At 64.2% G+C, this 21,510-nt stretch carries 27 protein-coding genes and 1 pseudogene; 22 read left to right on the forward strand and 6 right to left on the reverse strand.

From position 1 onward, the window contains the following. Nucleotides 1-34: 34 nt before the first annotated feature. Nucleotides 35-310 carry a hypothetical protein gene (locus MKL09_RS31665; RefSeq protein ID WP_244025909.1) on the reverse strand — a complete coding sequence of 92 codons (276 nt, stop codon included), beginning with the start codon at nt 308-310 and terminating at the stop codon, nt 35-37. 185 nt (nt 311-495) lie between these two features. Here MKL09_RS31665 and MKL09_RS31670 point away from each other — a divergent pair, with 185 nt between their 5' ends. The 5 genes from MKL09_RS31670 (at nt 496) to MKL09_RS31690 (ending at nt 3,793) form a co-directional block, all read left to right on the forward strand. Further along, nucleotides 496-780, forward strand: a complete 285-nt coding sequence (locus tag MKL09_RS31670; RefSeq protein ID WP_244025910.1) for a helix-turn-helix domain-containing protein — start codon at nt 496-498, stop codon at nt 778-780. 151 nt (nt 781-931) lie between these two features. After that, nucleotides 932-1,597 carry a ParA family protein gene (locus tag MKL09_RS31675; protein WP_243968991.1) on the forward strand — a complete coding sequence of 222 codons (666 nt, stop codon included), beginning with the start codon at nt 932-934 and terminating at the stop codon, nt 1,595-1,597. Further along, the gene (locus MKL09_RS31680; protein ID WP_243968989.1) at nt 1,594-1,914 is read left to right on the forward strand and encodes a hypothetical protein; all 321 of its coding nucleotides are present in this window, start codon (nt 1,594-1,596) and stop codon (nt 1,912-1,914) included. The genes MKL09_RS31675 and MKL09_RS31680 overlap by 4 nt, the downstream gene beginning before the upstream one ends. 110 nt (nt 1,915-2,024) lie before the next feature. After that, nucleotides 2,025-2,225 (forward strand): hypothetical protein, encoded by a 201-nt coding sequence (locus MKL09_RS31685; RefSeq protein WP_243968988.1) that lies wholly within the window; start codon nt 2,025-2,027, stop codon nt 2,223-2,225. 557 nt (nt 2,226-2,782) lie between these two features. Continuing rightward, nucleotides 2,783-3,793, forward strand: a complete 1,011-nt coding sequence (locus MKL09_RS31690) for a site-specific integrase (RefSeq protein ID WP_244025911.1) — start codon at nt 2,783-2,785, stop codon at nt 3,791-3,793. On the opposite strand, the gene MKL09_RS31695 is transcribed toward MKL09_RS31690, so the two are convergent. Both MKL09_RS31695 and MKL09_RS31700 read right to left on the reverse strand, forming a co-directional pair. Then, a complete protein-coding gene (locus MKL09_RS31695) occupies nt 3,794-4,561 on the reverse strand; it encodes a LuxR C-terminal-related transcriptional regulator (protein WP_244025912.1) in 768 nt (255 codons plus the stop codon). A gap of 896 nt (nt 4,562-5,457) precedes the next feature. After that, complete coding sequence (locus tag MKL09_RS31700; RefSeq protein WP_243962193.1) at nt 5,458-5,967, reverse strand: MucR family transcriptional regulator; 510 nt, start codon at nt 5,965-5,967, stop codon at nt 5,458-5,460. A 248-nt stretch (nt 5,968-6,215) separates the two neighbouring features. On the opposite strand from MKL09_RS31700, the gene MKL09_RS31705 reads away from it, so the two are divergent. Next, nucleotides 6,216-7,031 (forward strand): hypothetical protein, encoded by an 816-nt coding sequence (locus MKL09_RS31705; RefSeq protein ID WP_244025913.1) that lies wholly within the window; start codon nt 6,216-6,218, stop codon nt 7,029-7,031. Continuing rightward, nucleotides 6,973-7,146: pseudogene (locus MKL09_RS32170) on the forward strand (hypothetical protein); the annotation flags it as partial. The gene MKL09_RS31705 and the pseudogene MKL09_RS32170, both read left to right, overlap by 59 nt. Before the next feature lie 39 nt (nt 7,147-7,185). On the opposite strand, the gene MKL09_RS31710 reads toward MKL09_RS32170, so the two are convergent. After that, on the reverse strand, nt 7,186-8,580 hold the full coding sequence (locus tag MKL09_RS31710; RefSeq protein WP_244025914.1) for a helix-turn-helix domain-containing protein: 1,395 nt from the start codon (nt 8,578-8,580) through the stop codon (nt 7,186-7,188). 423 nt (nt 8,581-9,003) lie between these two features. Between MKL09_RS31710 and MKL09_RS31715 the strand changes: the two genes are divergently transcribed. Beyond that, entirely contained in the window at nt 9,004-9,630 is a 627-nt protein-coding gene (locus MKL09_RS31715) for a hypothetical protein (protein WP_244025915.1), read from the forward strand. A 546-nt stretch (nt 9,631-10,176) separates the two neighbouring features. On the opposite strand, the gene MKL09_RS31720 is transcribed toward MKL09_RS31715, so the two are convergent. Further along, entirely contained in the window at nt 10,177-10,632 is a 456-nt protein-coding gene (locus MKL09_RS31720; RefSeq protein WP_244025916.1) for a hypothetical protein, read from the reverse strand. 140 nt (nt 10,633-10,772) lie between these two features. Beyond that, on the reverse strand, nt 10,773-11,354 hold the full coding sequence (locus MKL09_RS31725; protein WP_243962190.1) for a recombinase family protein: 582 nt from the start codon (nt 11,352-11,354) through the stop codon (nt 10,773-10,775). Nucleotides 11,355-12,101: 747 nt separating this feature from the next. Here MKL09_RS31725 and MKL09_RS31730 point away from each other — a divergent pair. The 14 genes from MKL09_RS31730 to MKL09_RS31795 all read left to right on the forward strand — a co-directional run bounded on the left by MKL09_RS31730 (nt 12,102) and on the right by MKL09_RS31795 (nt 21,069). Beyond that, entirely contained in the window at nt 12,102-12,404 is a 303-nt protein-coding gene (locus tag MKL09_RS31730) for a hypothetical protein (RefSeq protein WP_244025917.1), read from the forward strand. A 126-nt stretch (nt 12,405-12,530) separates the two neighbouring features. Next, the gene (locus tag MKL09_RS31735; protein ID WP_244025918.1) at nt 12,531-14,015 is read left to right on the forward strand and encodes a PAS domain S-box protein; all 1,485 of its coding nucleotides are present in this window, start codon (nt 12,531-12,533) and stop codon (nt 14,013-14,015) included. Nucleotides 14,016-14,177: 162 nt separating this feature from the next. Further along, complete coding sequence (locus tag MKL09_RS31740; protein WP_243939879.1) at nt 14,178-14,360, forward strand: hypothetical protein; 183 nt, start codon at nt 14,178-14,180, stop codon at nt 14,358-14,360. Nucleotides 14,361-14,580: 220 nt separating this feature from the next. Continuing rightward, nucleotides 14,581-15,537: a PhnA-like protein gene (locus MKL09_RS31745; RefSeq protein ID WP_409567031.1), complete on the forward strand. Its 957-nt coding sequence runs from the start codon at nt 14,581-14,583 to the stop codon at nt 15,535-15,537. 2 nt (nt 15,538-15,539) lie between these two features. Further along, nucleotides 15,540-16,040: a YsnF/AvaK domain-containing protein gene (locus MKL09_RS31750; RefSeq protein WP_244025919.1), complete on the forward strand. Its 501-nt coding sequence runs from the start codon at nt 15,540-15,542 to the stop codon at nt 16,038-16,040. After that, complete coding sequence (locus tag MKL09_RS31755; protein ID WP_244025920.1) at nt 16,037-16,945, forward strand: YsnF/AvaK domain-containing protein; 909 nt, start codon at nt 16,037-16,039, stop codon at nt 16,943-16,945. The genes MKL09_RS31750 and MKL09_RS31755 overlap by 4 nt, the downstream gene beginning before the upstream one ends. Before the next feature lie 111 nt (nt 16,946-17,056). Continuing rightward, complete coding sequence (locus tag MKL09_RS31760; RefSeq protein WP_243964179.1) at nt 17,057-17,443, forward strand: hypothetical protein; 387 nt, start codon at nt 17,057-17,059, stop codon at nt 17,441-17,443. A gap of 49 nt (nt 17,444-17,492) precedes the next feature. Further along, the gene (locus MKL09_RS31765) at nt 17,493-18,188 is read left to right on the forward strand and encodes a hypothetical protein (RefSeq protein ID WP_244025921.1); all 696 of its coding nucleotides are present in this window, start codon (nt 17,493-17,495) and stop codon (nt 18,186-18,188) included. A gap of 84 nt (nt 18,189-18,272) precedes the next feature. After that, complete coding sequence (locus tag MKL09_RS31770; protein WP_244025922.1) at nt 18,273-18,758, forward strand: YidB family protein; 486 nt, start codon at nt 18,273-18,275, stop codon at nt 18,756-18,758. Between the two features lie 36 nt (nt 18,759-18,794). Further along, on the forward strand, nt 18,795-18,956 hold the full coding sequence (locus tag MKL09_RS31775; RefSeq protein ID WP_313901224.1) for a YidB family protein: 162 nt from the start codon (nt 18,795-18,797) through the stop codon (nt 18,954-18,956). A 112-nt stretch (nt 18,957-19,068) separates the two neighbouring features. Beyond that, nucleotides 19,069-19,263 (forward strand): hypothetical protein, encoded by a 195-nt coding sequence (locus tag MKL09_RS31780; protein ID WP_243947511.1) that lies wholly within the window; start codon nt 19,069-19,071, stop codon nt 19,261-19,263. 68 nt (nt 19,264-19,331) lie between these two features. Continuing rightward, complete coding sequence (locus MKL09_RS31785; protein WP_244025923.1) at nt 19,332-19,694, forward strand: CsbD family protein; 363 nt, start codon at nt 19,332-19,334, stop codon at nt 19,692-19,694. A gap of 50 nt (nt 19,695-19,744) precedes the next feature. Then, the gene (locus tag MKL09_RS31790) at nt 19,745-20,116 is read left to right on the forward strand and encodes a DUF3618 domain-containing protein (RefSeq protein WP_244025924.1); all 372 of its coding nucleotides are present in this window, start codon (nt 19,745-19,747) and stop codon (nt 20,114-20,116) included. A 65-nt stretch (nt 20,117-20,181) separates the two neighbouring features. Then, nucleotides 20,182-21,069 carry a hypothetical protein gene (locus tag MKL09_RS31795; protein WP_244025925.1) on the forward strand — a complete coding sequence of 296 codons (888 nt, stop codon included), beginning with the start codon at nt 20,182-20,184 and terminating at the stop codon, nt 21,067-21,069. The last annotated feature ends 441 nt before the right edge of the window (nt 21,070-21,510 follow it).

Genomic DNA, 21,510 nt, shown 5'->3' on the forward strand with positions numbered 1-21,510 from the left:
AGTCGACTTCTACTACATCATATTTTTCTACTACTCACCGCGACAACCGCAACTCAACCATAAGGCACACCCCTTCCCCCAACGGCGCTAGTCCCATCTCCACCCTACATTGAGCCTGATCGGGTCCTAGCGCTATCGGCACCTGCTCGTTCGCTCCGACCATTTCGACAACGTCGAGCACCCACCCCCTTTGCAGGGGGTAGGGCTCGGTCTTGAGATCCGCGAGCACGGCATCCACTGCGGCAGTTATCTCGCCCTGGGTCACCTCGGAAATCTTGCGGAGGTCGGACACGGTCGGGTTGCTGGCCATGCCCCGCCCTACCCTGCCCGCCAGGAAGGATCCATGATGGAAGTCGCGTGACGAAGCGCCTCGTCCTCTCCCGGATCCGCGTGAGATCACCGCCTAACATCATAGATTCACAGCATCATGAAATTACGGTCTGAGCACGAGAGGCTGTGATGCCCCAAGATCGCCCACTACTCGAACCGCGCTGCATGACCCCTCCCGAAGCTGCCGCCTACTGCGGGCTCACGCCGAGCGGGTTCAGGTCCTGGGTGATGCGAGGGACGCTGCCCCCGGCACTCCCTGGGACGAGACGATGGGATCGAAAGGCGATCGACGCAACCCTAGATCGGCTCAGCAACCTCACGCCGGACACCCCAGTGCAGGAGAACGACTTCGACCGTTGGAAGCGCGAGAAGAAGCTACGGGATGTCCGACGTGGTCGTGTGCCGACCAAGGAGCAGCGCGGATCCCGAACACGATCCGCCCGTTCATAAGAGTCAATTTCATAGCGCTGCAAAACTATCAATTCATGAATTGGTATATTCTTAAATTTTCAGTTTCTCGATGGGACGGTGCTGCAATTTCTTGTCATCACAGCGTTCTGAATTTATAGCGCCTTAACACCAAGAATTTACGGCGTTGCGAATGAGAACCATCACCCTCGTGACCCAAAAGGGCGGCGCCGGAAAGACGACCGTCGCCACCTCGCTCGCCGTCGCGGCCCAACAGGCCGGTGAGACGGTGGCGGCCTTTGACCTCGACCCGCAGGGGTCTCTCGTCGAATGGGGGCGGATCCGCGCGAAGGCTGAGGAGCCCGCGATCACGGATCCCCGGCTGCCCGTCGTCGAGCGCTTCCCCCTCGACCGCATCGCCCAGATCAAGACGATGCTCAGCAGCCTAGAGAAGAAGGGCGTCACACTGACGATCCTCGACACCGCGGGCGCCGACAACCCAACGACGCACGCGGCGATGGAAGCCTCGACTTTCTGCCTCGTGCCGATCAGGCCGACGCGGCTCGACCTCCTCGCGGTCCGGGCGACCGTCCAGGCGATCATGCGCAGCGGCAAGCAGTTCGCGTTTGTCCTGAACCAGTGCTCGACGATCCCGCGCAACAACCGGGCGAACGACACCGCCACGGGTCTCGCATCCATCGGGTTCATGGCCGAGCCGCTGCTCCTGCTGCGCAACGACTACCAGGACGCCTTCGCCGCCGGGATGGGCGTCACGGAGTACGCCGGGGACGGCAAGGCCGCCGACGAGATCCGGCAACTCTGGAAGTGGGTCAGCACTCAATCGGAGACCAAGGCATGAGCCGCCGCCCCGCACCCTCGATCTTCGACGCCGACAGCATGAGCGTTGAGGACCTGAAGGCGAAGACGATCGCCACCGAGACGACGCCCGTGGCTGAGCCCGAGCCGCGCAAGGTCGGCCGCCCGGCGAAGACAAGCGTGAAGGCCAAGCCGACGCCGTTCTACCTCCACCCGGCGGTGAAGGAGGTCCTGCGCACCATCACGTTCCATGAGCGGTGCAAGGAGCATGACCTGTTCATCGAGGGCCTGGAGCACGTGCTGAAGTCGCGCAGCTACCCGACCATCGCCGAGATCGTCGCCGAAGACGAGAAATCATAGCTTCGCAATTTTATAATGCTGCGAAACTTTGAATTTGTGATGCTACGACTTTAGCGTCCGCGGCTGAGGTATGCCAACTTTCGGGAAATGGTATTCTCGAAAGTTGCAGTATGAGCGACCGCCCTGCTGAAACCGTCTCGGATGGGCTCCGCGTCGCGGTGCACATGATCAAGGGAGACGCATACAATCGATTGGCCGAGGCCGTCCGCTTCCCGAAACCGGACGCCGCGGCCGAGGACAAGCTGCGTGCTCTGCTGACAGCTTTCTATGCGGCTTACCCGCATGTCTTGCAGGAACTGGCCGGACGGTAGGGTGGGGGACGGCTCCCCCACTTTTCGCGGTGCTTAGGATGGTGTCGCCAAGTTGTTCCGACACTTACGGAGGCGGGGCATGTCGCGCGGCCTTGGTACGGCGCAACGGTTGATGCTGAAGGCACTCGACTCGCTTGAGGCTGAGCACAACCGCGATGAGGGCCTGTTCTATGTCTGGGCGATCGTGGATCGAGCCTATGCCTTGTCTCCTGAGATGCAGGAGCGTCATCACGCCCGGACGGAAGCGAGCGCGGCTCAGGCCGCAGCTATTCGCGCACGCGCTGAGGCGGGAGATGAGCGGGCAGCGCTGTATCTTGGCCTAACCCGATCCCTTACCCGCACACGGCACGGGCCTCGGGCTCGACGCACTACTCCGTTCTGGCTCACAGAAAGCGACTTCAATCCGTCTCGGATCTTGGCGAGCTTAGAGCGCCGCGGGCTGGTAAAGCGTCATGCGGTAAAAGGCGGCGGATCTGCCCGCCTGACGGATGCGGGGAGGCGGGAAGCCTCCGAGCTAAGTGTCGGAACAAGTTGCACACCCTTCAGCGAGGCGGTGAATGTTTGAGCCCAAGCTCGCACCAGCCGAGTTTTACGAGAAGGTCGCGAAACTCCCGGCCGAACGGGCCGAGATCTCGGCCGGTCTGCCTGTCGAGACCGCGGCGATCGTCCGCGCCTATCAGCGCGCCAGCAAAGCTGACGCGACCGTGCGGGCCTACACGGCTGCGGCGAAGGCGTTCGAGGCGTGGTGCACGCGGTATGGGTTCCAGGCCCTGCCAGCCTCGGCCGAGGCCGTGGCGGGGTTCATCGTCTCAGAGGCGGAGGACGGCTGCGCCGCCTCGACGCTCGGAAAGCGGCTGGCCGCCATTAAGTACGCCCATAAGCTGGCGGGAGCTGCCGATCCCACCGAAGATGAGGGCGTGCGCGCCGCGATGAAGGGCGCCCGCCGCAAGGTTGGTGTTGCTCCGACCCAGAAGGCCGCGGCCACCGCCGAGATCTTGGCCTCGCTTCTGATGCGAACCCCCGACACCTTGGTCGGAAAGCGGGACCGGGCGCTCTTGGCGCTGGGTTTCGCGGGCGCGTTCCGCCGGTCAGAACTGGTCGCCCTCGACGTAGGAGATCTCGTTGAACATCCCGATGGCCTGCGGGTGCACGTGCGCCGGTCAAAGACCGACCAAGAGGGCAGGGGAACCGAGAAGGCCATCCCGCATGGCCGATACATTCGACCCGTAGCTCTGGTCCGAGAATGGCTGGATGCCGCCGGGATCGTAGACGGACCAGTGTTCTTGCCGGTCTCGCGGTACGGGTACGTCCGGCGGGGAGGAGACGTGCGCCTCACGACGCAGGCCGTCGCCGACATCGTGAAGAAGTACACGGCCGCGGCCGGACTCGATGCCTCGACCTTCGGGGTTCACTCGCTGCGTGCTGGGTACATCACGTCAGCCGCCGAGCGCGGTGCCGACCTCGCCCGGATTATGGATCAGTCAGGCCACCGGGACCCGCGGACGGTAGTCGGGTACATCCGGCGGGCGAACGCCTTCAAGGGGCACTCGGGGAGCGGATTTCTGTGACTATCGTTCTTTGCTAAAATATTGGTTCGTGAGGTATGCGACCTCGGTGCGGTTCTTCGCCTTCAGCTTCTTCATGATGTTGCGGACGTGAACTTTCACCGTGCTCTCGCACATGTTCAGCTCGTAGGCGATGATCTTGTTCGGCGTGCCCTTGCGCAGGGCACGAGCGACGCTGAGCTGCCGAGGGGAGAAGTCGTGCTCTTCGGGGGCTTGGTCCGTGGTGATTTCCATCCCCGCTAGAAGGCCCATCATACATGCGGCTGGCATGTAGACGCCTCCAGCGCGCACGAGCTGCAGAGCCCGTATGGCCACTTCCAGAGAGATGCTGGTTGGGATGTAGCCTTTGACGCCAACCCTCAGCACTTGAACAATTTGATCGGGGCTCTCGTAGTCGGACATGACCGCCACCCTCACGCCCGGAGCGTAGGCATGGATCTCGGCGAGCTCCCGAACGATCTGATCCCGTTCCGCCTGAGGTGTGCTGCCGCCTGGTAGGCACAGTAGAACGGTGTTGGCCGAGGACGATGCCGCCGTGTCTTGCCAAGCCGCCACGCTCGGGAAGCCTTTAAAAGCAAGGTTCGGCCGGGCATCGCGCAGGGAAGCGAGAAAGCATTGGCCGATGAGCGGGCGCCGATCGATGACGACAAATGTGGGCTCAGTTCCCAACTCGATCTGGTTCAGATGCTGCCTAGACAGAATGGCGCCAGCATGAAGCCCCGGCACACTGCTATCACGAACTTCAGATCTGATTTCGCCCAGCGTGGACATTGTCTAACTAGCCCTATCTCCCGAATACAATAATGCAATAGACGCAAAATCAGTAAAAAGGAGTCAAAAAACTACTTAGTATGACAACATGTTATGCAACCTAGGATTGTATTATAGAAATGACTCGCGTTACTGTGGGCGAGTAACGGCGTCCTGGCTGGAGCTTGGGAAATGGTACGTTGCCAACCCAGGACCGGCACGGGGGTCAAGACGATCGGCCCAGCTGATGGGCATCTGGTAATACGGGCTGACAGGTTTTGTATCGGGAGGACGCGAAGCAAGGTCGGGCCGGATCCCATGGTGACGTGGTTCGGCCCTGTGTCGTTCGGCCTGCAGGCCGGAGCGACAAGCAAGATGTAGCCTATGAATAAGACTGTATGAGCGCGGCGACTGCTGAGGCGACGCAAATAAAAGAGGCCGCCCCCGAGGGAGCGGCCCGAGTCTAGGGAGGAAACGTCCAAAAGGACACAACACGTATGCGTGCCGTGTTGCGGCGCGTCAACTGATGCTGCAGCGCAGGGATCCGACTTCGGCTACGAATTTACACGTATGTTCCAGGCCCACCGACCCGACCCGCGGGAGGGGGGTTCTTTGAACCGGGCCGATGGGTGTCCCTTGGGAGGGCACACCACGTTGCGGTGCAATGCAGCAGGGGTCAAACCCTGAAATGAGCAAGACCCGCCCTGTTATTACAGGAGCGGGCCCGGTGCGACTGCTCCAACGAGGCCGCCCTGTGACCGTCTCTCCAACGGCCTGAGTGCTGCTCTGCTGGCGCGCGGCCCCCTCTGTCGATCGCTGAAGGCAACCCTGAAGCGGCGTAGTTAATAGACCATTACCGCGTTCTTTTTCATGCGAAAGACTTCAACCGCCTTCCCGGCCATACCGTTCTGACGCTGCTACGCCTCATTGGCCTTCCGCGGCCGCCCGGCGCGCTTAGGCTTGTCGGAGACGGTCTCTGCCGGCTCGGTGGCCATTGAAGCCGCTTTCCTGCGCTGCTGGCCTAGGCCAAGGCTGCGAGCGAGCTCGGAGCGCTGTGCCGAGTAGCTGGGGGCTGTCGAGGGGTAGTCACGTGGCAGGCCAAAGCGCTCCCGGTACTGCTCGATCGACATGCCGCTTTTGCTGAGGTGCCGCTTCAGCGTCTTGTACGGCTTGCCGTCGACGAAGCTGATCAGAGCGTCGGGGGTGATCGACTTCCGGATTTGAGAAGGCGTGGGCTTCTCGGCCGATGGTGCTGCTGTTGCACCAACCTGGCCAAGCCCCCTGAGCGCGGCATGCGTGTTAGCGATCAGCGAAGAAATTTCATTCGGCTGCAGGTGGTTATTCGAGACGTAGGCGGAAACGAGATCCGCCGTCAGCTCGACGTAGTTGGTTGCCCCACCCTCAATCTTTCCTACGTTTTCGTCCACGATGTGCACCTATGCTTGGAATACTCGTACAGTGTGCTAGCGGATGAGAGAAAACAATGCGATACTGCGCCTGTTCGAGATTTATGTAAGATTTGGTCGCGGCAACGAATACCGCGCTATCGTGGTGGCAGCCTGCAACACCGTTCTGATCGACAGCTTCTCTATAGTAAAGTTCGCCGAACCACGGGGTGAGGCGGTCGATCTGGAGAACAGATCGGTCACGATGGCATCAGCTTAAGAGCACCTCCGTGAGCGAATTGGAAGCACCACCGACTTCGAAGAAGTCAAAGCCGAAGCGCCCTCCCAACGACCAAGAGCGGGCCGCCATCGCGAAGGCGAAGGCTTACTGCCGGAGCCGGATCCAGCCCCTCGCCTACGAGATCACGAAGACCGAGGGGCGCGAAATCACCATCGAGATCCCGCACGACGACGCCGGCGGTTTCATCGCCCAACAGCGGGCCACCTTCGGGACGGTCTCGCCCGAGTTTGCCTCGCGCACGGCAGCCGATGTCTGTGACATCGTTCGATCCCGAGGCGAGGCCATGCCCGCTCCGGACAAGATTAACGCCGGGATCGCCGCCGTCGCCGGGATCGAGCCGCAGAACGAATATGAAGCCATGCTGGCGGCTCAGATGGTCGGGGTTCACTCGGTCGCGATGGACATGCTGTCGAGGGCCAAGCAGGCGGGCACAACCGACCATATGGAGCGGTACGGCAGCCTCGCGACGAAGATGCTGCGGACCTACACCGCCCAGATCGAGGCCCTTGCGAAGCTCCGGCGCGGAGGCTCGCAGAAGGTCATGGTCGAGCACGTCCACGTCTATCCCGGCAGCCAAGCGATCGTCGGCGCCGTCACCCAGGGGGGAGGGGGATATCTCGAAAATGGACAGCAACCCCATGCACCCGCGGATACGTCGAGGAAACCAGCCCTCGCCGCTGCTGGCGGCACCTCGTTGCGGGGCGCAGACTCGCGCAGGGCTACCTTGCCAGTCGCCGGCGGTAAGAGGGAGGAAGCGGTGCCGGATGCACGGCGGCGCAAAGGGAAGCGGCGCACCGGGGGGTGAGTGCAACGGCACCTACCGGCATGGCTTGCGCACGAACGTGATGATGGCATTTGAACGCGCGGTTCGCGAGCTGATCCGGATCTCCAGGCGCACCATCGATACCCAGATCGGGTAGAATGGCCCCTCGTTATGGAGCTGACGCGCGAGGGACGGTTTATCTTCGTCTTCCAAGCTCATGCAGTAGCTCATGGAGGCGGTGCCGGGCCCACTCACCCAGGCGGTGGCGCCCGCTCTCGACGTTTGCCACATGAGGCTGACGACAGCCGAGCTTAACGGCCAAGGAAGCCTGCGAGAGGCCGAACGTCCGACGCAGGAACCGGATCTGGTCGCCGGTACCTTTGGGAGAGGGAAGATCGGGGAATAGAAAGAGCTGGCGAGGCAGGAGGAGGGAAGGGGGGCGCCCCACCCGGGGCATATGTGGAACCGTAGAGCGAGAAACGTTGACGCGGCAAGGCTTTGGTCGCTTGAGGACGAACTCAGCGCTCTCTTCCATGATCTCGGCGACGCGGCTCTCGTAGCGGTGAGGCGTCAGCATGCTGTCGTGCACCGGCAGAACCGGGATACCAACTGCGATGCAGCGCCGGACAGCCCGCACAGTGATCCGGCTGTCGATATTCATCAGCGCAATGCCGCGGTCGGCATGCAGGTATTCCGCGATCGGCGAGTTACGGCGCGCAAGTGCAGCGAGGAGGTCGGCGGTCTGAGCCCTGGAGAGCGTCCAGCTGGGCTTGTTCGCCAACGCGGCGATCGTCCCCTGGGGGGTCTTGGTGTTCAGGGCGACGTTGAAAGCAAGTTTGCCGTGCTCGCGCGAAAACTCACCCGTCTCGTAGGCGTCACCGTCCAGACGGCACCCGCATAACGCGTAGAGCAGCGAGGGATGCAATTGCGCGAAATCTGGCTCGACCACCGGCTCGCCGTCGATCTCAAGGCGGCGGCGCCATCGGCTGGGTAGGTTCTGCCACCATCCGAATGCGCGCCCGCCCATAGCGAACGAGCGGCGATTGAAGATACGGTAGAGGGCGGCCTCGGTCGGACGGTAATAGGCGCCGTCGACGATGATATGGTGGCGCGAGCGGACGACATCAGGCCCGTGAAGTTCCACGCGCAGGGACGCCAAGTCGGCATTGATCGCCCGTAGTTCGCGCGTCATCCGTATGGTCGCGTCCGTGTCGTAGTAGTCGACGAGGTTCCCATCCGCGTCTTTAAGGAGGATCAGTCCGATCAACTTGTGATGAAACTCGACGCCGCCGCAGGCGTCTGCTAATTTTGTCGAAGCACGAAAGCGCGACTGCCAGCCTAAGTGGCCGGGCGATGCACGTTCCTCTTCGATCAGGCCCTGCTGCAGCAGATCCTCGACCGCCGACAGTACGTTCGCGTAGGTGAAAGCGGTACCGTGATAGCGGCGTCTACCGGTATAGAAGGCCTTGCGGCGGGAATACGAAACGTAGCGGCCCTCTTCGTGGGCGAGCATGGCTTCCGCGATGATGTGTTGGCGCGCGATCTCACGATCTGTGCTCCGCACCGATGTGAACACCGACGACTTCATCATTTCGTCGGTCCGTGGCCGCCAATGGAAGGTGAGGGGACGGTCGCGTTCGGTAGGCGGTTCGACACCCCGTTCGAGAGGCCACGACCATCCATCCGGCTGCGCCATTGATCGATCCTAGCGGACGTGTGCGGTTCACGTTCATAACTTAGACCGAACGTTTGTTCACGTCTTGTTCTACTTAAGGGTCTGTGGATATCTCGCCGTGGTGCGCAGATCCCGATTGTGTCGCTGGCCACTCGCAAAGGGCTAGGACGACGTGCCGTCCCGGATGTCCCTACGAAAACGCGTCCTTTGATGGAAATTCAAAAAGGAGCTCCGATCGCCACATGATTTCGTATAATCTTGAAGCTGACGTCCTTGCTCATCGTTCGGCGTGGTCCGCGCTCCCCGCGCGAGGCGAGGATGTTTTGGGGACATGACACCATGGGTGGATACGGCAGTGGGCGTCGGGGCGGCCGCCCGACCACCGACGACGGGCTGACGCTCGACCTTCCCCGCCTGCTGAAGCAGCGCAACTTCGTTCCCGGACGCGTGTTAACCGGCACACTGACTTGGACGAACACCCGCACCGCCGTTCGCATCGGCTCGATCGGTTTCGAGAGCCACCTCGATCGCGAGACCGGCCGCATCCGCCTGCACTACACGATCACCCGCCAGGGCGGCGAGACGCACCTCTCGGACTACTGGATCCAGCTAGAGACGACGTCCCAACCCTTGGGCGGCCGACGTTGGTGGTTCCTCTGCCCCAAGCTCGGCACCCGTGCCGCAAAATTGTACCTACCGCCCGGCGCCCTGACGTTCGCCTCACGCAAGGCTCACCGCCTTGGCTACAGGTCTCAGCGGGAGACACTACAGGACCGTGCCCTCTCCCGTGCGTTCAAGCTGCGCCACCGCCTCGGCGCCGACGGCGGCATTGGTGATCCGATCCAGAAGCCAAAGGGTATGCGGTGGGCCACGTTCGAACGCGAGATGGATCGGGTCTGCGACGCCGAGACCATCTGCAACGCCAACCTTGTCGCGTTCGCACGCAAGCTCGGGCTATCCATCTGAGATTAGAGCCTACTTTTATGCCTCGACCGCCGTACCGTCGTGTCGAGCTGCTCGTTCGCGCAAGCCCGGCCGTCCCTTCGACGAACGCCGGCACGGGTGTTCGCGGGCACTTGGACGATGAAGATCGAGTCACGGGCTGGAAAAGCCTCGATGCGGGGCAGGAGTCTCAGCACTACCCGGTCAAATGGACGGCGACGTCATCGCAGCCGTGATCGACGGCGAAGCCCTTTGCCTAGCCATCTTTGGGTGGCCTACAGGGACGCGATTGAGGGCTCAGACGCCTCAGCACAAACTCACAAATAGCTCAGTGCTTTGAGGGCATCACACCACACGCACTGAAGCTGCCGGGACCCCTATCGCCGCGACCCACGTCCTCAAATCGAAGCCGATCGAAGCAAAGCGCATCAGGCCGAAGCGGCACCGACGCTCTCAGGCGTTCGTACCTGCTCGGAAACGCTCGAAAATGTTCTCTGCACACCTGTGCACCTAGGGTGCGATGCAAGGGACGAGCTTCCTACGAGGTGAGGCCGTGCCGGCGGCACCGACCTAACCGAATAGGTCGAGCTGCCCAGCCGTTCGAAGGTGGTCTAAGCGCGGACGGAGGACCTCACGCCGGGGTTTCGACGCGAAGATGACTGGCAGACCGACACCCGGCTTGCCGTAGAGCACGGCTCCGACGATCCGGCAGCCGTCGCCCCGGTGGAACACGTTCGCCGTGTAGGGCCCGGCACGCAGGATCTCCTGCATCAGTTCCTCATCCACGCTCAAGTCAGACACAGTGGCCAAGAGGCAGGTCAGTCCAGCCGCCTCAATGGCGAACGACCGGAACTCGGCGGCGCGCTGCCGCCAGACTTGGCGCACAGCTCCGGCGCTAGTCTGCGGGAACGGATTAGGCGCCGGCTGCGTCGCCACATCGGCGACGAAGGCCGCGATCACGTGTCGTTCGGCGATGTGCATCGCTGCAAGCAGGGAAGCGGCGAGCTGGCGTCGGCTGATCGGCATGGCGCTCCGGTGTTCCCACCTAACTCACGAGCGGTCGCTTCATGGGGGAAAGCGACGGCGTGGGTGGAGTGCGATGCGCGTCATTACAAAGAGACGATCGATCTTGGGAGGACGCCAGGACCACACCGATCGAGGACGGCTCAGCCCTTGGCGACGGTGCTGTTGGCGCGGGCGCGTGGGAAATAGCCGTAGAAAGTGTCTCGGTTGACCCCGAGCCGCTTGGCGATGTCGGCGACGCTGATGTTGCCGGCTGCCAACAGGGCGCGGGCGACGTCGAGGTCGGCGTCGGAGAGTTTCCTCGGCCGGCCGCCCTTGCGGCCTCGGGCCAACGCCGCCTTCAAACCTTCCATGGTGCGCTCGCGGTTGAGGTCGAGGAAGTACTCGGCCATGGCGCCGTGCATCTGCAGGGCGAAGCGCCCGTGGGCGGTGGCGCTGTCGAACTGCTCAGTAAGCGAGCGGAAGTGGACGTCCTTCACGCGCAGGCCGTCGATGGTACGCATCATCTCGACGAGCGAGCGGCCGAGGCGATCGAGCTTCCAGACTACGAGCACATCCTCGGGGCGCAGGTAGGCCAGCGCCGCGTCGAACGCCGGCCGCTTGGTCCCGGCCTTGCCGGACTTCTTCTCTTCGAACAGGCGCTCACACCCTGCCTTGGTCAGCGCGTCACGCTGGAGGTCGAGGTTCTGGTCAAGGGTCGAGACGCGGGCATATCCGACGAGCATGTCGGGACAGTGCCAAAACGCCGTTTATCCGGCAATAGAAAACCCGACAGTTTTTTCCGACAGAAACAGGGCCGTTTTGGGCAGTTCGCAACCGGCTCCCACACATTGTCGGGAAAACGATCGTTTTTCGTACACAACTGATCGCGCTACCTGCCGTTGCATTCCAATAGGGCTCGCTGACTAGAACTATCCCGCTGGAACGTGGCCGTTCCAATAGGGCAAGATCCTTGGAACGCTGCCGTTGGAACTTGGCCGCTTGTTATCGGCTCGAGCGATTGAGGCCGCGTTCACCCCTTTGGTAGGATGTTTGCGGTATGCAGCTTGCCGATCGGAAACGACCATGCCGTCAGCGAAGGGTTTAAAATCGAGTGATCCGAGGCCCATGAAGCCTCGGTACTGGATAGCCTACTTCGACGCGCTCGCCACAGGGCCGCTGCTAGCCAAACCGTACACGGCGCGCCGCCGGGCCGGCGAAATGGCACGGATCTGCCCCTATGCCGATGTCGCCTCTGCGGGCTTGGCGAAGGTGAGGACCGCACTCAAGACGCGCGGCTCGTCGACTCCTCCGTCCTAGCGCTGCCTTCACATAAAGCGGCGTTCTGAGACCGTGCGTGTCGCCCGGGTTCGAGAAGCTGCTCCAACCTCGTAGCGGTCGCGCAAGATTTTGGATCTTTCGAGAGCACACCGCCGCTAACGCGACGTTAACCACATCGGTTGTGCACTGCGAGGTGTCCAGAGGGACTAGCCATGCGCCACATCCACGTCGTGCCCGGTCTGCGCCTGCGGTTTGCTGGCCGCGACGAGACCTTCGACGAAGGTGTTGAAATCGGTCTCCTCGCGGCTCAACTGGCATCGGGCATAGCCGAGTTCACGATGACCTTGGCCGCCAGTACACTGGACCAAGCGCGTATGCTGGCGACGAATATGGGCTACCGCCTCCACGTCACGACGATGGATGAAGGCACGGTCGAGGTCATGTTTCTCACCGGAAGCCGCAGGCCTAAACTGCAACTTGTGTGTAACAAATCCTTCTCACGCTTAGAGGCGTAGTTTCTTGGTCTGAGACCTGCTCGACCAGTTCATCCAGGGCGATCGGCGAGATAAGGGACACTCAGACGCGGCAATCTGAGCTTTTCCTCGCATTCGAGCGTTGGCGCTTCGGATGGAGATACGCCGATGGCCGATGCGGTTCATTACCTGCAGATGCGGCAGATCGTGGCCGGCCTGTCCGAGGGCGTGATCCTGATCGAGCCCGATCAAACCATCGCCTACGCGAACGATGCCGCCGTGATGATGCATGGGGTGACAGATGTCGGCGATCTCGGCGCCACCGTGTCCGAGTACCGCGCGAACTTCACGCTGCACTACCGCAATCATCGCGAGATCGGCCCGCTGCAGCATCCGCTCGACCGGGTGCTCGCTGGCGAGGTGTTCCGCGACGTCGTGGTCGAGTTGATCCCCAAGCGAGATCCCAAACACAGGTGGATGCACCGCATCCGCAGCCTGGTGACGACCGATGCGGCCGGCACGCCCAACGGCCTGGCCCTGGTGATGCAGGACGTGAGCGAGCGCTACCAGGCCGAGGCCCGGTTCGAGCGGATGTTCAATGCCAACCCAGCCCCGGCGATCATCTGCCGGATCGCCGATCTGCGCTTCGTGCGGGTCAACCACGGTTTCCTCGACCTCACCGGGTACCATCGCGACGATGTCCTCGGCCGAACTTTCTGCGAGATCGACCTGCTGCGCGAGGCCGAGCGGCGCGAGATGGCGATCCATCGCCTGCATGAGGGACGCACCATCCCACAGATGGAGGCTCAGCTCGCAACCCCCTGTGGGAAGGGCCGCTACGTGATCGTGGCCGGGCACGCCATCGAGATGCCGGGCCCCGGCGGCATCGAGCCGTGCATGCTGTTCACCTTCGCCGACCTAGAGGATCGCCGGAAGGCCGAGATGGCCTTGCGCTACAGCGAGGAACGCTTCGCCAAGGCGTTCGACCTCTCGCCGGTGCCGAGCGCGTTGATGGACGCGGACGGGCTGAGGATAACCAGCGTCAACCAAGCCTTTGTCGCCACCTACGGTCATGCCCCCGAGGCTGCGGGTGGCCAGTCGCTCGCCGACCTCGCGCTCTGGGTCGACCGCGCCGAGCAGCGCAAGTTCTCCCGCGATCTCAAGCGGCTCGGCAGCGTGCGCGGCTTCGAGGCCGTGCTGCAGGATGCGGCGGGCGCCGAGATCGACTGCCTCGTCTCCGCGGAGCGGGTGAGCATCAACGACGAGGCCTGCGTGCTGTGCGTTCTACAGGACATTACCGCCCGCAAGCGCTCGGAGCGCGAACTGATCACCGCCATCGAAGCGGTGATGGCAGACGCGTCGTGGTTCAGCCACGGGGTGATCGATAAGCTGGCGACCCTGCGCCACCCGACACGCTCCGGTCGGACGTCGCCCGGGGTCGAGAACCTGACGATCCGCGAGCAGGACATGCTCACGCGGATCTGCCAGGGCGCCACCGATCGGGAGATCGGCGCCGAGCTGAAGCTGTCGCCGAACACGGTGCGCAACCATGTCTCAGGGCTGTACCGCAAGCTCGGGGTCAACCGCCGCAGCGCGGTGGTGGTGTGGGCACAGGAGCGCGGCATCGGGCCGAACACGCGTCACCGGCGCTGAGACCGACGAAAACCGTGACAGAACTACCAAGCCGACTTGGTGCAAATGTACTTTGTGTAATTCGTCGGAACTTATAATAAATCGCCTGATTACACGGTGGTAGCTCTGCTCATACGAGCATCTCGGAAGATCATCCCGGCGGGTTGATGTGAGGAGATCCGTGTGGCCGGGCGTCGGAAGGTGCTCTCGCCCGACCATATCCGGGCGTTGATCAAGGAAGCCATCGGCATCATCGAGGGCGACCGTGCGATCCAGGCGGAAGCCGCCACCGAGATCGCTGCCATCGAGGCGGCATACGCGGCGTCGAACCCCGAGCCAAGACGCAAGCGCTCGACCCGCTCGTGATGCTGGAGCGCGAGCTGACACACGGCCGGCAACCAGTTCGGTCAGCCCGGCGTCGCGGGGCTGAACCTCGACAGATCTGCCCGTCACCGTCGTCGGTGTGGTGGTCGGGCGGCGGCTCGACCACGCCCTGATCGGCCGCTGGGTGCTCTAAGCCCAGCCAAACCCGCTTCCGCCGACTTCAGGCCGAAGATCGAACCACACTGAACTGAAAGTACCGACCATGGCGTTATCACCTGACACCACCCGCGCGGCCTACGACCGCGACCTCCCCACCGCCAGCGCGGTCTCCCCTGCGGAGGACATGCGCACGATGGCGCTGCACTCCATCTCCTGGGGGGCGGTCATCGCCGGCGCGGTGATCGCGCTGGTCGCCCAGGTCATCCTCAACATGGTCGGGCTCGGGATCGGGCTCTCGACCGTCGACCCGGCCGGTAACGGCACGCCGACCGCCGGCAGCCTGTCCTCGGGCGCCGGGATCTGGTTCGTGATCTCCGGCATCCTCGCCTCCACCGCCGGCGGCTGGCTCGCCGGGCGCCTCTCGGGCAAGCCGGCCAGCACCACCACCGCCTATCACGGGCTGATCGCCTGGGCGGTCTCAACCCTGGTCATCGTCTACCTGTTGTCCTCGGCGGTCGGCGGCATCGTCAGCGGCGCGTCGAGCGCGGTGTCGAGTACGCTGGGCGGCGCCGGCAACCTCGTCGGCGGCTCGGTGAAGACCGCCGCACAGGCCGCGGCCCCGTCGCTGCCGGGCATGGACAACCCGTTCTCGAACATCGAGAGCCAGGTCCGCAATGGCACCGGCAACGATCCGGACGCCCTGAAGAACGCCGCCGTCAGCGCCATGCGCGCCGCGGTGACCGGTGACGCAGCCCAGCAGAAGGACGCCCAGGAGAAGGCGGCCCAGGCGTTGGCCAAGGCCCAGGGCATCCCGCTCGATCAGGCCCGGACCCAGGTTGCGCAGTACGTGCAGCAGTTCAATGACACCGTCGCGAAGACCAAGGAGCAGGCCAAGCAGGCGGCCGATGCCGCCGCCCGGGTCGGCTCACAGGGCGCGCTCTACGGCGCCCTAGCGCTGATCCTCGGCGCACTGGCCGCCTTCTTCGCGGGCCGCGGTGCGGCGGTCGATCCGGTGGTGAGCCACACCGGCGTCACCGCCACGACCCAGCGTCGGATCTGATCATGAGCGATCCCGCCGCCAGCCGGCCGAAGCTCTCACGGACGCAAAGCGTAGAGACGGCGGAGGTCACTGTGGGCGAGGAGGTGGTCCTCCCGCTGATCGAGGAGACCGCTCGCATCGACAAGCAGGAGGTGGAGACCGGGCGGGTGCGGGTCTCGACCCGGACGGAGACCGTCGATCAGGTCCTGCGCGAGAGCCTGCGCAGCCAAACGGTCGAGGTCACCCGGGTGCCGGTCAACCGGACGCTGTCCGAGGGCGAGGTGCCCCCGGTGATCCGCGAGGAGAACGGGGTGACCGTCATTCCCGTCCTCGAAGAGATCCTCGTCGTCGAGAAGCGCCTCGTCCTGAAGGAAGAAGTGCACGTCCGCCGAAGCTCCGCGGATGAGGACGTCGAGGTCCCGGTGACGCTGCGTAAGCAGCGCGCCGTGGTCGAACGCGTGAGCCCGGACGGCCACGCCAGCGAACAGATCGATCCCCCTTCCACCCAGGAGACAACATCATGACGCAGACGATCACCGCGCTGTTCGATCGCCCCGCCGAGGCGCAAGCCGCTCAGGCCAAGCTTGTCGCCGCCGGCATCCCGCAATCGGCGATCAAGCTGGTGCAAGGTGCCCAGACGGCGCGCACGAGCGGCTCATACGACTACCACAAGGACGAGGGCGGCTTCTGGGGCTCGCTCAAGGACTTCTTCATGCCCGAGGAGGATCGCTACGCCTACAGCGAGGGCCTGAGCCGCGGTGGCACGCTGCTGACTGCGAGCGTCGAGCCGGCGCAGACCGAAACGGCCTACGATGTCCTGGAGCAGCACGGCTCGGTCGACCTCGATCAACGTGAGAGCACGTGGCGCAAGGAAGGCTGGAGCGGGTACTCGGCGACGAGCGGCACGACGACGGCCAGCTCGACCACGGGCACGACAGCAACCGGAACGGCGGCTACAGGCGCCGCGGCCCTGAAGGGTGCCGGGACGACCACGGGCGAGACCGACTACATCCCGATCGTTGAGGAGCGGCTCAACGTCGGCAAGCGCGTGGCCGAGAGCGGCCGGGTGCGAGTTCGCTCCTTCGTCGTCGAGAAGCCGGTTGAGGAGCAGGTCACCCTGCGCGACGAGACCGTGCACGTCGACCGGCGCGCGGTCGACCGGCCGGTGACGGCGGCCGACGAGGCCTTGTTCGCGAGCAAAACTATCGAGGCGACCGAGATGCGCGAGCAGGCGGTGGTGTCGAAGGAGGCCCGCGTGGTCGAGGAGGTCGGCATCCGCAAAGACGCGGGCCAGCGCACCGAGACCATCACCGACAAGGTTCGCCGGACCGAGGTCGAGGTCGAGGACGAGCGCGGCAACGTCAGCCGCACCGGCACGTCCGGCACCACGACGACCGGTACCACGCCGGGTACGCGCAAGCCGGTCTGACCCACCTGAGCGCGCTGCCCGGAGCCTCGGTGCGTCGGGCAGCGCACCCTGCCGATATCAGACGTCGGATCGGCCGTCCCTCTAACTACCACCAGACAAACAGGCCCTGTCATGTCCCTGAACCGCTCGATCCTCATCGTGTTGCCGTTGCTCGCAGCAGCGCCCGCACTGGCGCAGACGACCGTCACCGGGCAGCCGGCGACGAGTGGTGCTTCCAGCGCGACGTCCGGCGGCCAGAACGCTGTGACGCGGCCGAACACCGATCACAGCCACGACGGCAAGGCAGCCGCCACCGGCACGGGGGCGAACGTCAAGTTGGAGCGGGGCGCCAACAGCTTCACTGAGGGTGAGGTCCGCCGGCGGCTTGAGCGAGCCGGCTACCACGAGGTCAAGGGCCTGAAGAAAGATGGCGACGGCATCTGGCACGCCAGCGCGACGGTGGACGGCAAAGCTGCCAGCGTCGGCCTCGACTTCAAGGGGAACGTCGCGGTCCAGTAGCCGGTCCCCTCGCTCGATCTGTCCCACCCGAATAGCTCGGAGTCATCCCATGCCAGCACAGACCCTCTCGGCCCTGTACGACCGCTACGACGACGCTGCGGCGGCTGTGACGAAGTTGGAGGCGGCCGGCGTGCCCCACTCCGATATCAGCCTCGTCAGCAACAAGGCGGATACCGGCAATGCCGGAACGGGCGACATGGCAGACCATGCTGCCACCGGCGCGGGGACGGGCGCGACGCTCGGCACGATCCTAGGCGGTGGCGCGGGCCTCCTCGCCGGCCTCGGGTTGATGGCCATCCCAGGCGTCGGTCCGGTCGTGGCCGCCGGTTGGCTCGTGGCGACGCTGACCGGTGCGGGCATCGGTGCCGCAGCGGGCGGTTTGACCGGCTCGTTGACCGGCGCCGGTGTGACTGAGACCGACGCGCATGCCTACGCCGAGGGTGTGCGCCGCGGCGGCTCGCTGCTGACCGTGAGGGCGGATGAAGCTCACGCCGGTGTGGCCACGCGCATTTTGGAGGAGCACGGTGCCGTCGATCTCGACGCGCGTGCGCAGGGTTGGGAGAGCGAGGGCTGGAGCAGCAAGACTGCCGACGAGGCCCCAAGGGACACATCGACCTTGATCGGCTCGGACGCGGCCGCCGGCTCGGTGGTGCGCGAGAACGATGCGGTGAGCGCTCCCATGGCCGGTACGGACACGTCGATGTCGGGTGCCCGCAGGGTGCGTGTCTACAACCACCCAGTCTGATCCTCGGCATCCATCCTTGGGTCCGGCCTCATCGTCGACCCATACGATCATCCCGGCCTTCGGGCCGCTCCCGGAGCACCACCCATGGGCCTACTCGACAGCATCATCGGCAGCGTGGTCGGCGGTAACACCGGTCAGCAACAGGGCGGCAGCGCCAACCCCCTCATCGGCGTCCTGATGAGCCTTCTGGCCGCGCGGGCCGGAGGCGGCAGCCTCGGCGGCATGTTGGGTAACGCGGGCGGCGGCATGGCTGGCGCCGGTCAGGGCGGTCTCGGCGGTCTGCTCGGCGGCGGCGGGGCCAGTGGGCTCGGTGCCCTCGTGGAGCAGTTCACCCAGGCTGGCCACGGTGGGGCGATCAACTCGTGGATCGGCCAAGGTCAGAACCAACCGATCGCGCCGCAGGATCTTGGTGCGGCGCTCGGTCGGGAGACGGTGGGGCAGCTCTCGCAGCAGACCGGTATGGGCAGCTCCGACCTGCTGTCGCAACTCTCGCAGTTGCTGCCCGGCGTGGTCGACCAGCTCACCCCGCAGGGTCGGATGCCGACCGAGCAGGAGCACGCCCATTGGTAACGTTCTACACGGCCGATCACGCCGCCGTTTTATGAGATCACCCTTCGTCAGTTGCAGCAGGGCATATGTTCTGCGGTGCTCGACAGCCTGTCGTGGCAGACCGACCTGTCGCATGGCGACTTACTTTTCCGGCTCCCACAGGAGCTTCCCTCAGTGGTGAACCGCTACGCCCCTGATGGCAGGTTACCCGTGCGCTGACGCGGTGAGCCTGAGGACATTCCGCACGCCGGTCGAGGACGACCTCACCCGGACGCGCCGGTCGACATGACCGCAACGAGCACCGTTATGGTGCCGAACGAGGAACACAGCCATGGCCCAGAACGCACACCACGAGGCGGCCAAGCATCACGAGGCAGCCGCCAAATCGCACAAGACGGCCGCCGAGCACCACGAGAAGGGCGACGCCAAGGCGGCCGGTAAGCACTCCGAGGAGGCCCACGGCCATTCGGCGAAGGCACACGAGAGCTCGACCAAGGCTCACGGCAAGAGCACCGGCAAGCACTAAACGACTCTCCTAGAACCGGCCGGGCCCGCGACGCGTGTGGGCCCGGCTGCCAATTCAAGAGGGGCACCATGGACGAGAACCGCATCACCGGCGCCGCGAAGGAACTCGGCGGCAAGGTTCAGGGCAAGGTCGGCGACGCGATTGGCGATTGCGAGACCCAGGGCAAGGGCAAGGTGACCGAGCTGAAGGGTTCGACCGAGAACCTCGTTGGACAGGCCAAGGACGCCGTGCGCGACGTAGCCGGCCAAGCGAACGATCTCGCCGGTGAGGCGATCAAGAAGGGGCGTGAGCGCTTCCCTGAGGCCGAGCATGCCTATCGACAGGGTAGTGACGCACTCAGCCAATATGCGAAAGCGTCGCCGCTCATGGTCGTCGCAATGGCGGGCGCGCTCGGTTACCTTCTCGCACTGGTCATCCACAGCCGGAAGTGAAGCCCGCTTCCCGTGGGGATCATGCCGCTCGATGCGATCCGAGGCCATCCATGACCGCTGGTGCCAGGGACCTCGAACGCGACGTCGAGGCGAGCCGCGCCCGGCTCGACGGGACCCTCGATCGGTTGCAAGCGCGGTTGAACCCGTCCTCTATCGTGGAGGAATTTGTCGGTACCACACGCCGGAGCGAGGCCGGGGTCGCGCTCTACGATGGTGCCCTGCATGCGGTCCGGCACAACCCGCTCTCCGTCCTTCTGATCGCTGGAGGCGTGATGCTGTTGTTGCGGCAGGTGACCAAGCCATCCGTCCGTGTCTATCGCGCCGAGCGCGATCCGGACGTGCGGACGCCGCTGCAGCCGTCCGTTCAGGCCTCCTTGGACGTGCCGAGGCGATATTCGGCTGGGGCGGGCAGCACACCGTAGTGAGGCGCCCCCACGATCGGGCTGCGGGACGACGCCTCGCCCAACCTGTCGACGGACTCGAGTGAATGAGCGCTGAGGGCCCCCTCGTCGGCATCCACGGCTTGGAGAACAAGCCTCCGCTCGACGAGAAACGACGCTGGTGGAAGGCTGCTATCGTAGAGGGACTGCAGAGAAACTGCGGACATGACGGCGGCGCATTCCCATTCGAGTTCGTGTACTGGGCGGACCTGCGTTACGATCAGCCGCTCCTCGGCGACGCCAACGATGAGCCCTACCAGCCCGACGGCGGCTCCGGGCCGTTCCCCCGCCATCGGCCGGACGCTGATGCGACCTTGAATGATGGCGTCGTCAGCAAAGTCTACCGCGGTTTGGCCGCGCTGCAGACGGCGACGGGGGCCACACCGGTCGACGACGCGATCCTCGAGCACCGCTTCGACGACCTGTGGCAGTACCATTCCGAGACGCCGTTCGCCCGGCAGGTCCGGCGCAGGCTCATCGAGGTTCTAGAGCGGCTCGCTGGGCGGCGCGTGCTGCTGGCTGCGCACTCGATGGGTTCGATCATCGCCTATGACGCCTTACGCATGCTCGAACGGGAAAATCCTTCCGTGCAGATTGAGCACCTCGTGACACTGGGCTCCCCGCTTGGCTTGGCGGAGGTAAGGGCGAAGATTGCCGAGGAGAACGGGGCGGCGCGCGTCCCGAACAACGTCAGCCGCTGGACGAACATGGCCGACAACCGTGACCTCGCCGCGGTGGCCGGCGAACTCACGGCGGTCTTCGCGCGCAATGACCGTGGTGTCAGCGTCGACGACATCGCGGTCGTGAACGCGTATCTGCGCCCAAACGGCTCGGCAAACCGCCATAAGTCTTACGGCTATCTCCGCACGCCTGAGTTTTCGGAAGTCGCCCTCGGCTTCATGATGCACTCGGACGTGCAGCATGAGCCCGGCTAAGCTGCGAAGGTCAACAAACTTCTGAGAGCAGTGATGCCGTAATAGCGTTCAATAGAGCCTGAACTAGCAGGACAGGCGGTCGCCTAAAGGCTATTCGCTCCACTATGTGGATGTCGGTTTTTGGAACAGCTAGGTACCGACGTCATAGATCTGTATGGAACGTGGCAGTGACGCTCAGCGGTTCTGGTTCCGTGAGCTGATGTTATGCGAAGGGTCATTTAAGAGTGTCAATTAGACCTCGGCTTCATCCGGAAGCGGACGTTCCGTTGCCGACCCAACCCAGCCGCCCGGGCCGCCGTCGGCGCTTCTCCAAAGCGGCCGTTCGTCAGCTCTCCTGCAACTTCGGCTCGGGGTGGCTTTCGGACGTTGGTCATCCGGCGCGAAGCGGACGTACCGCATCCGATCCTTCTCGGACCGTGCCTGCTAAGCTAAGAACGAGGG

The organism is Methylobacterium sp. J-048 (assembly GCF_022829515.1).
GTDB lineage: Bacteria > Pseudomonadota > Alphaproteobacteria > Rhizobiales > Beijerinckiaceae > Methylobacterium.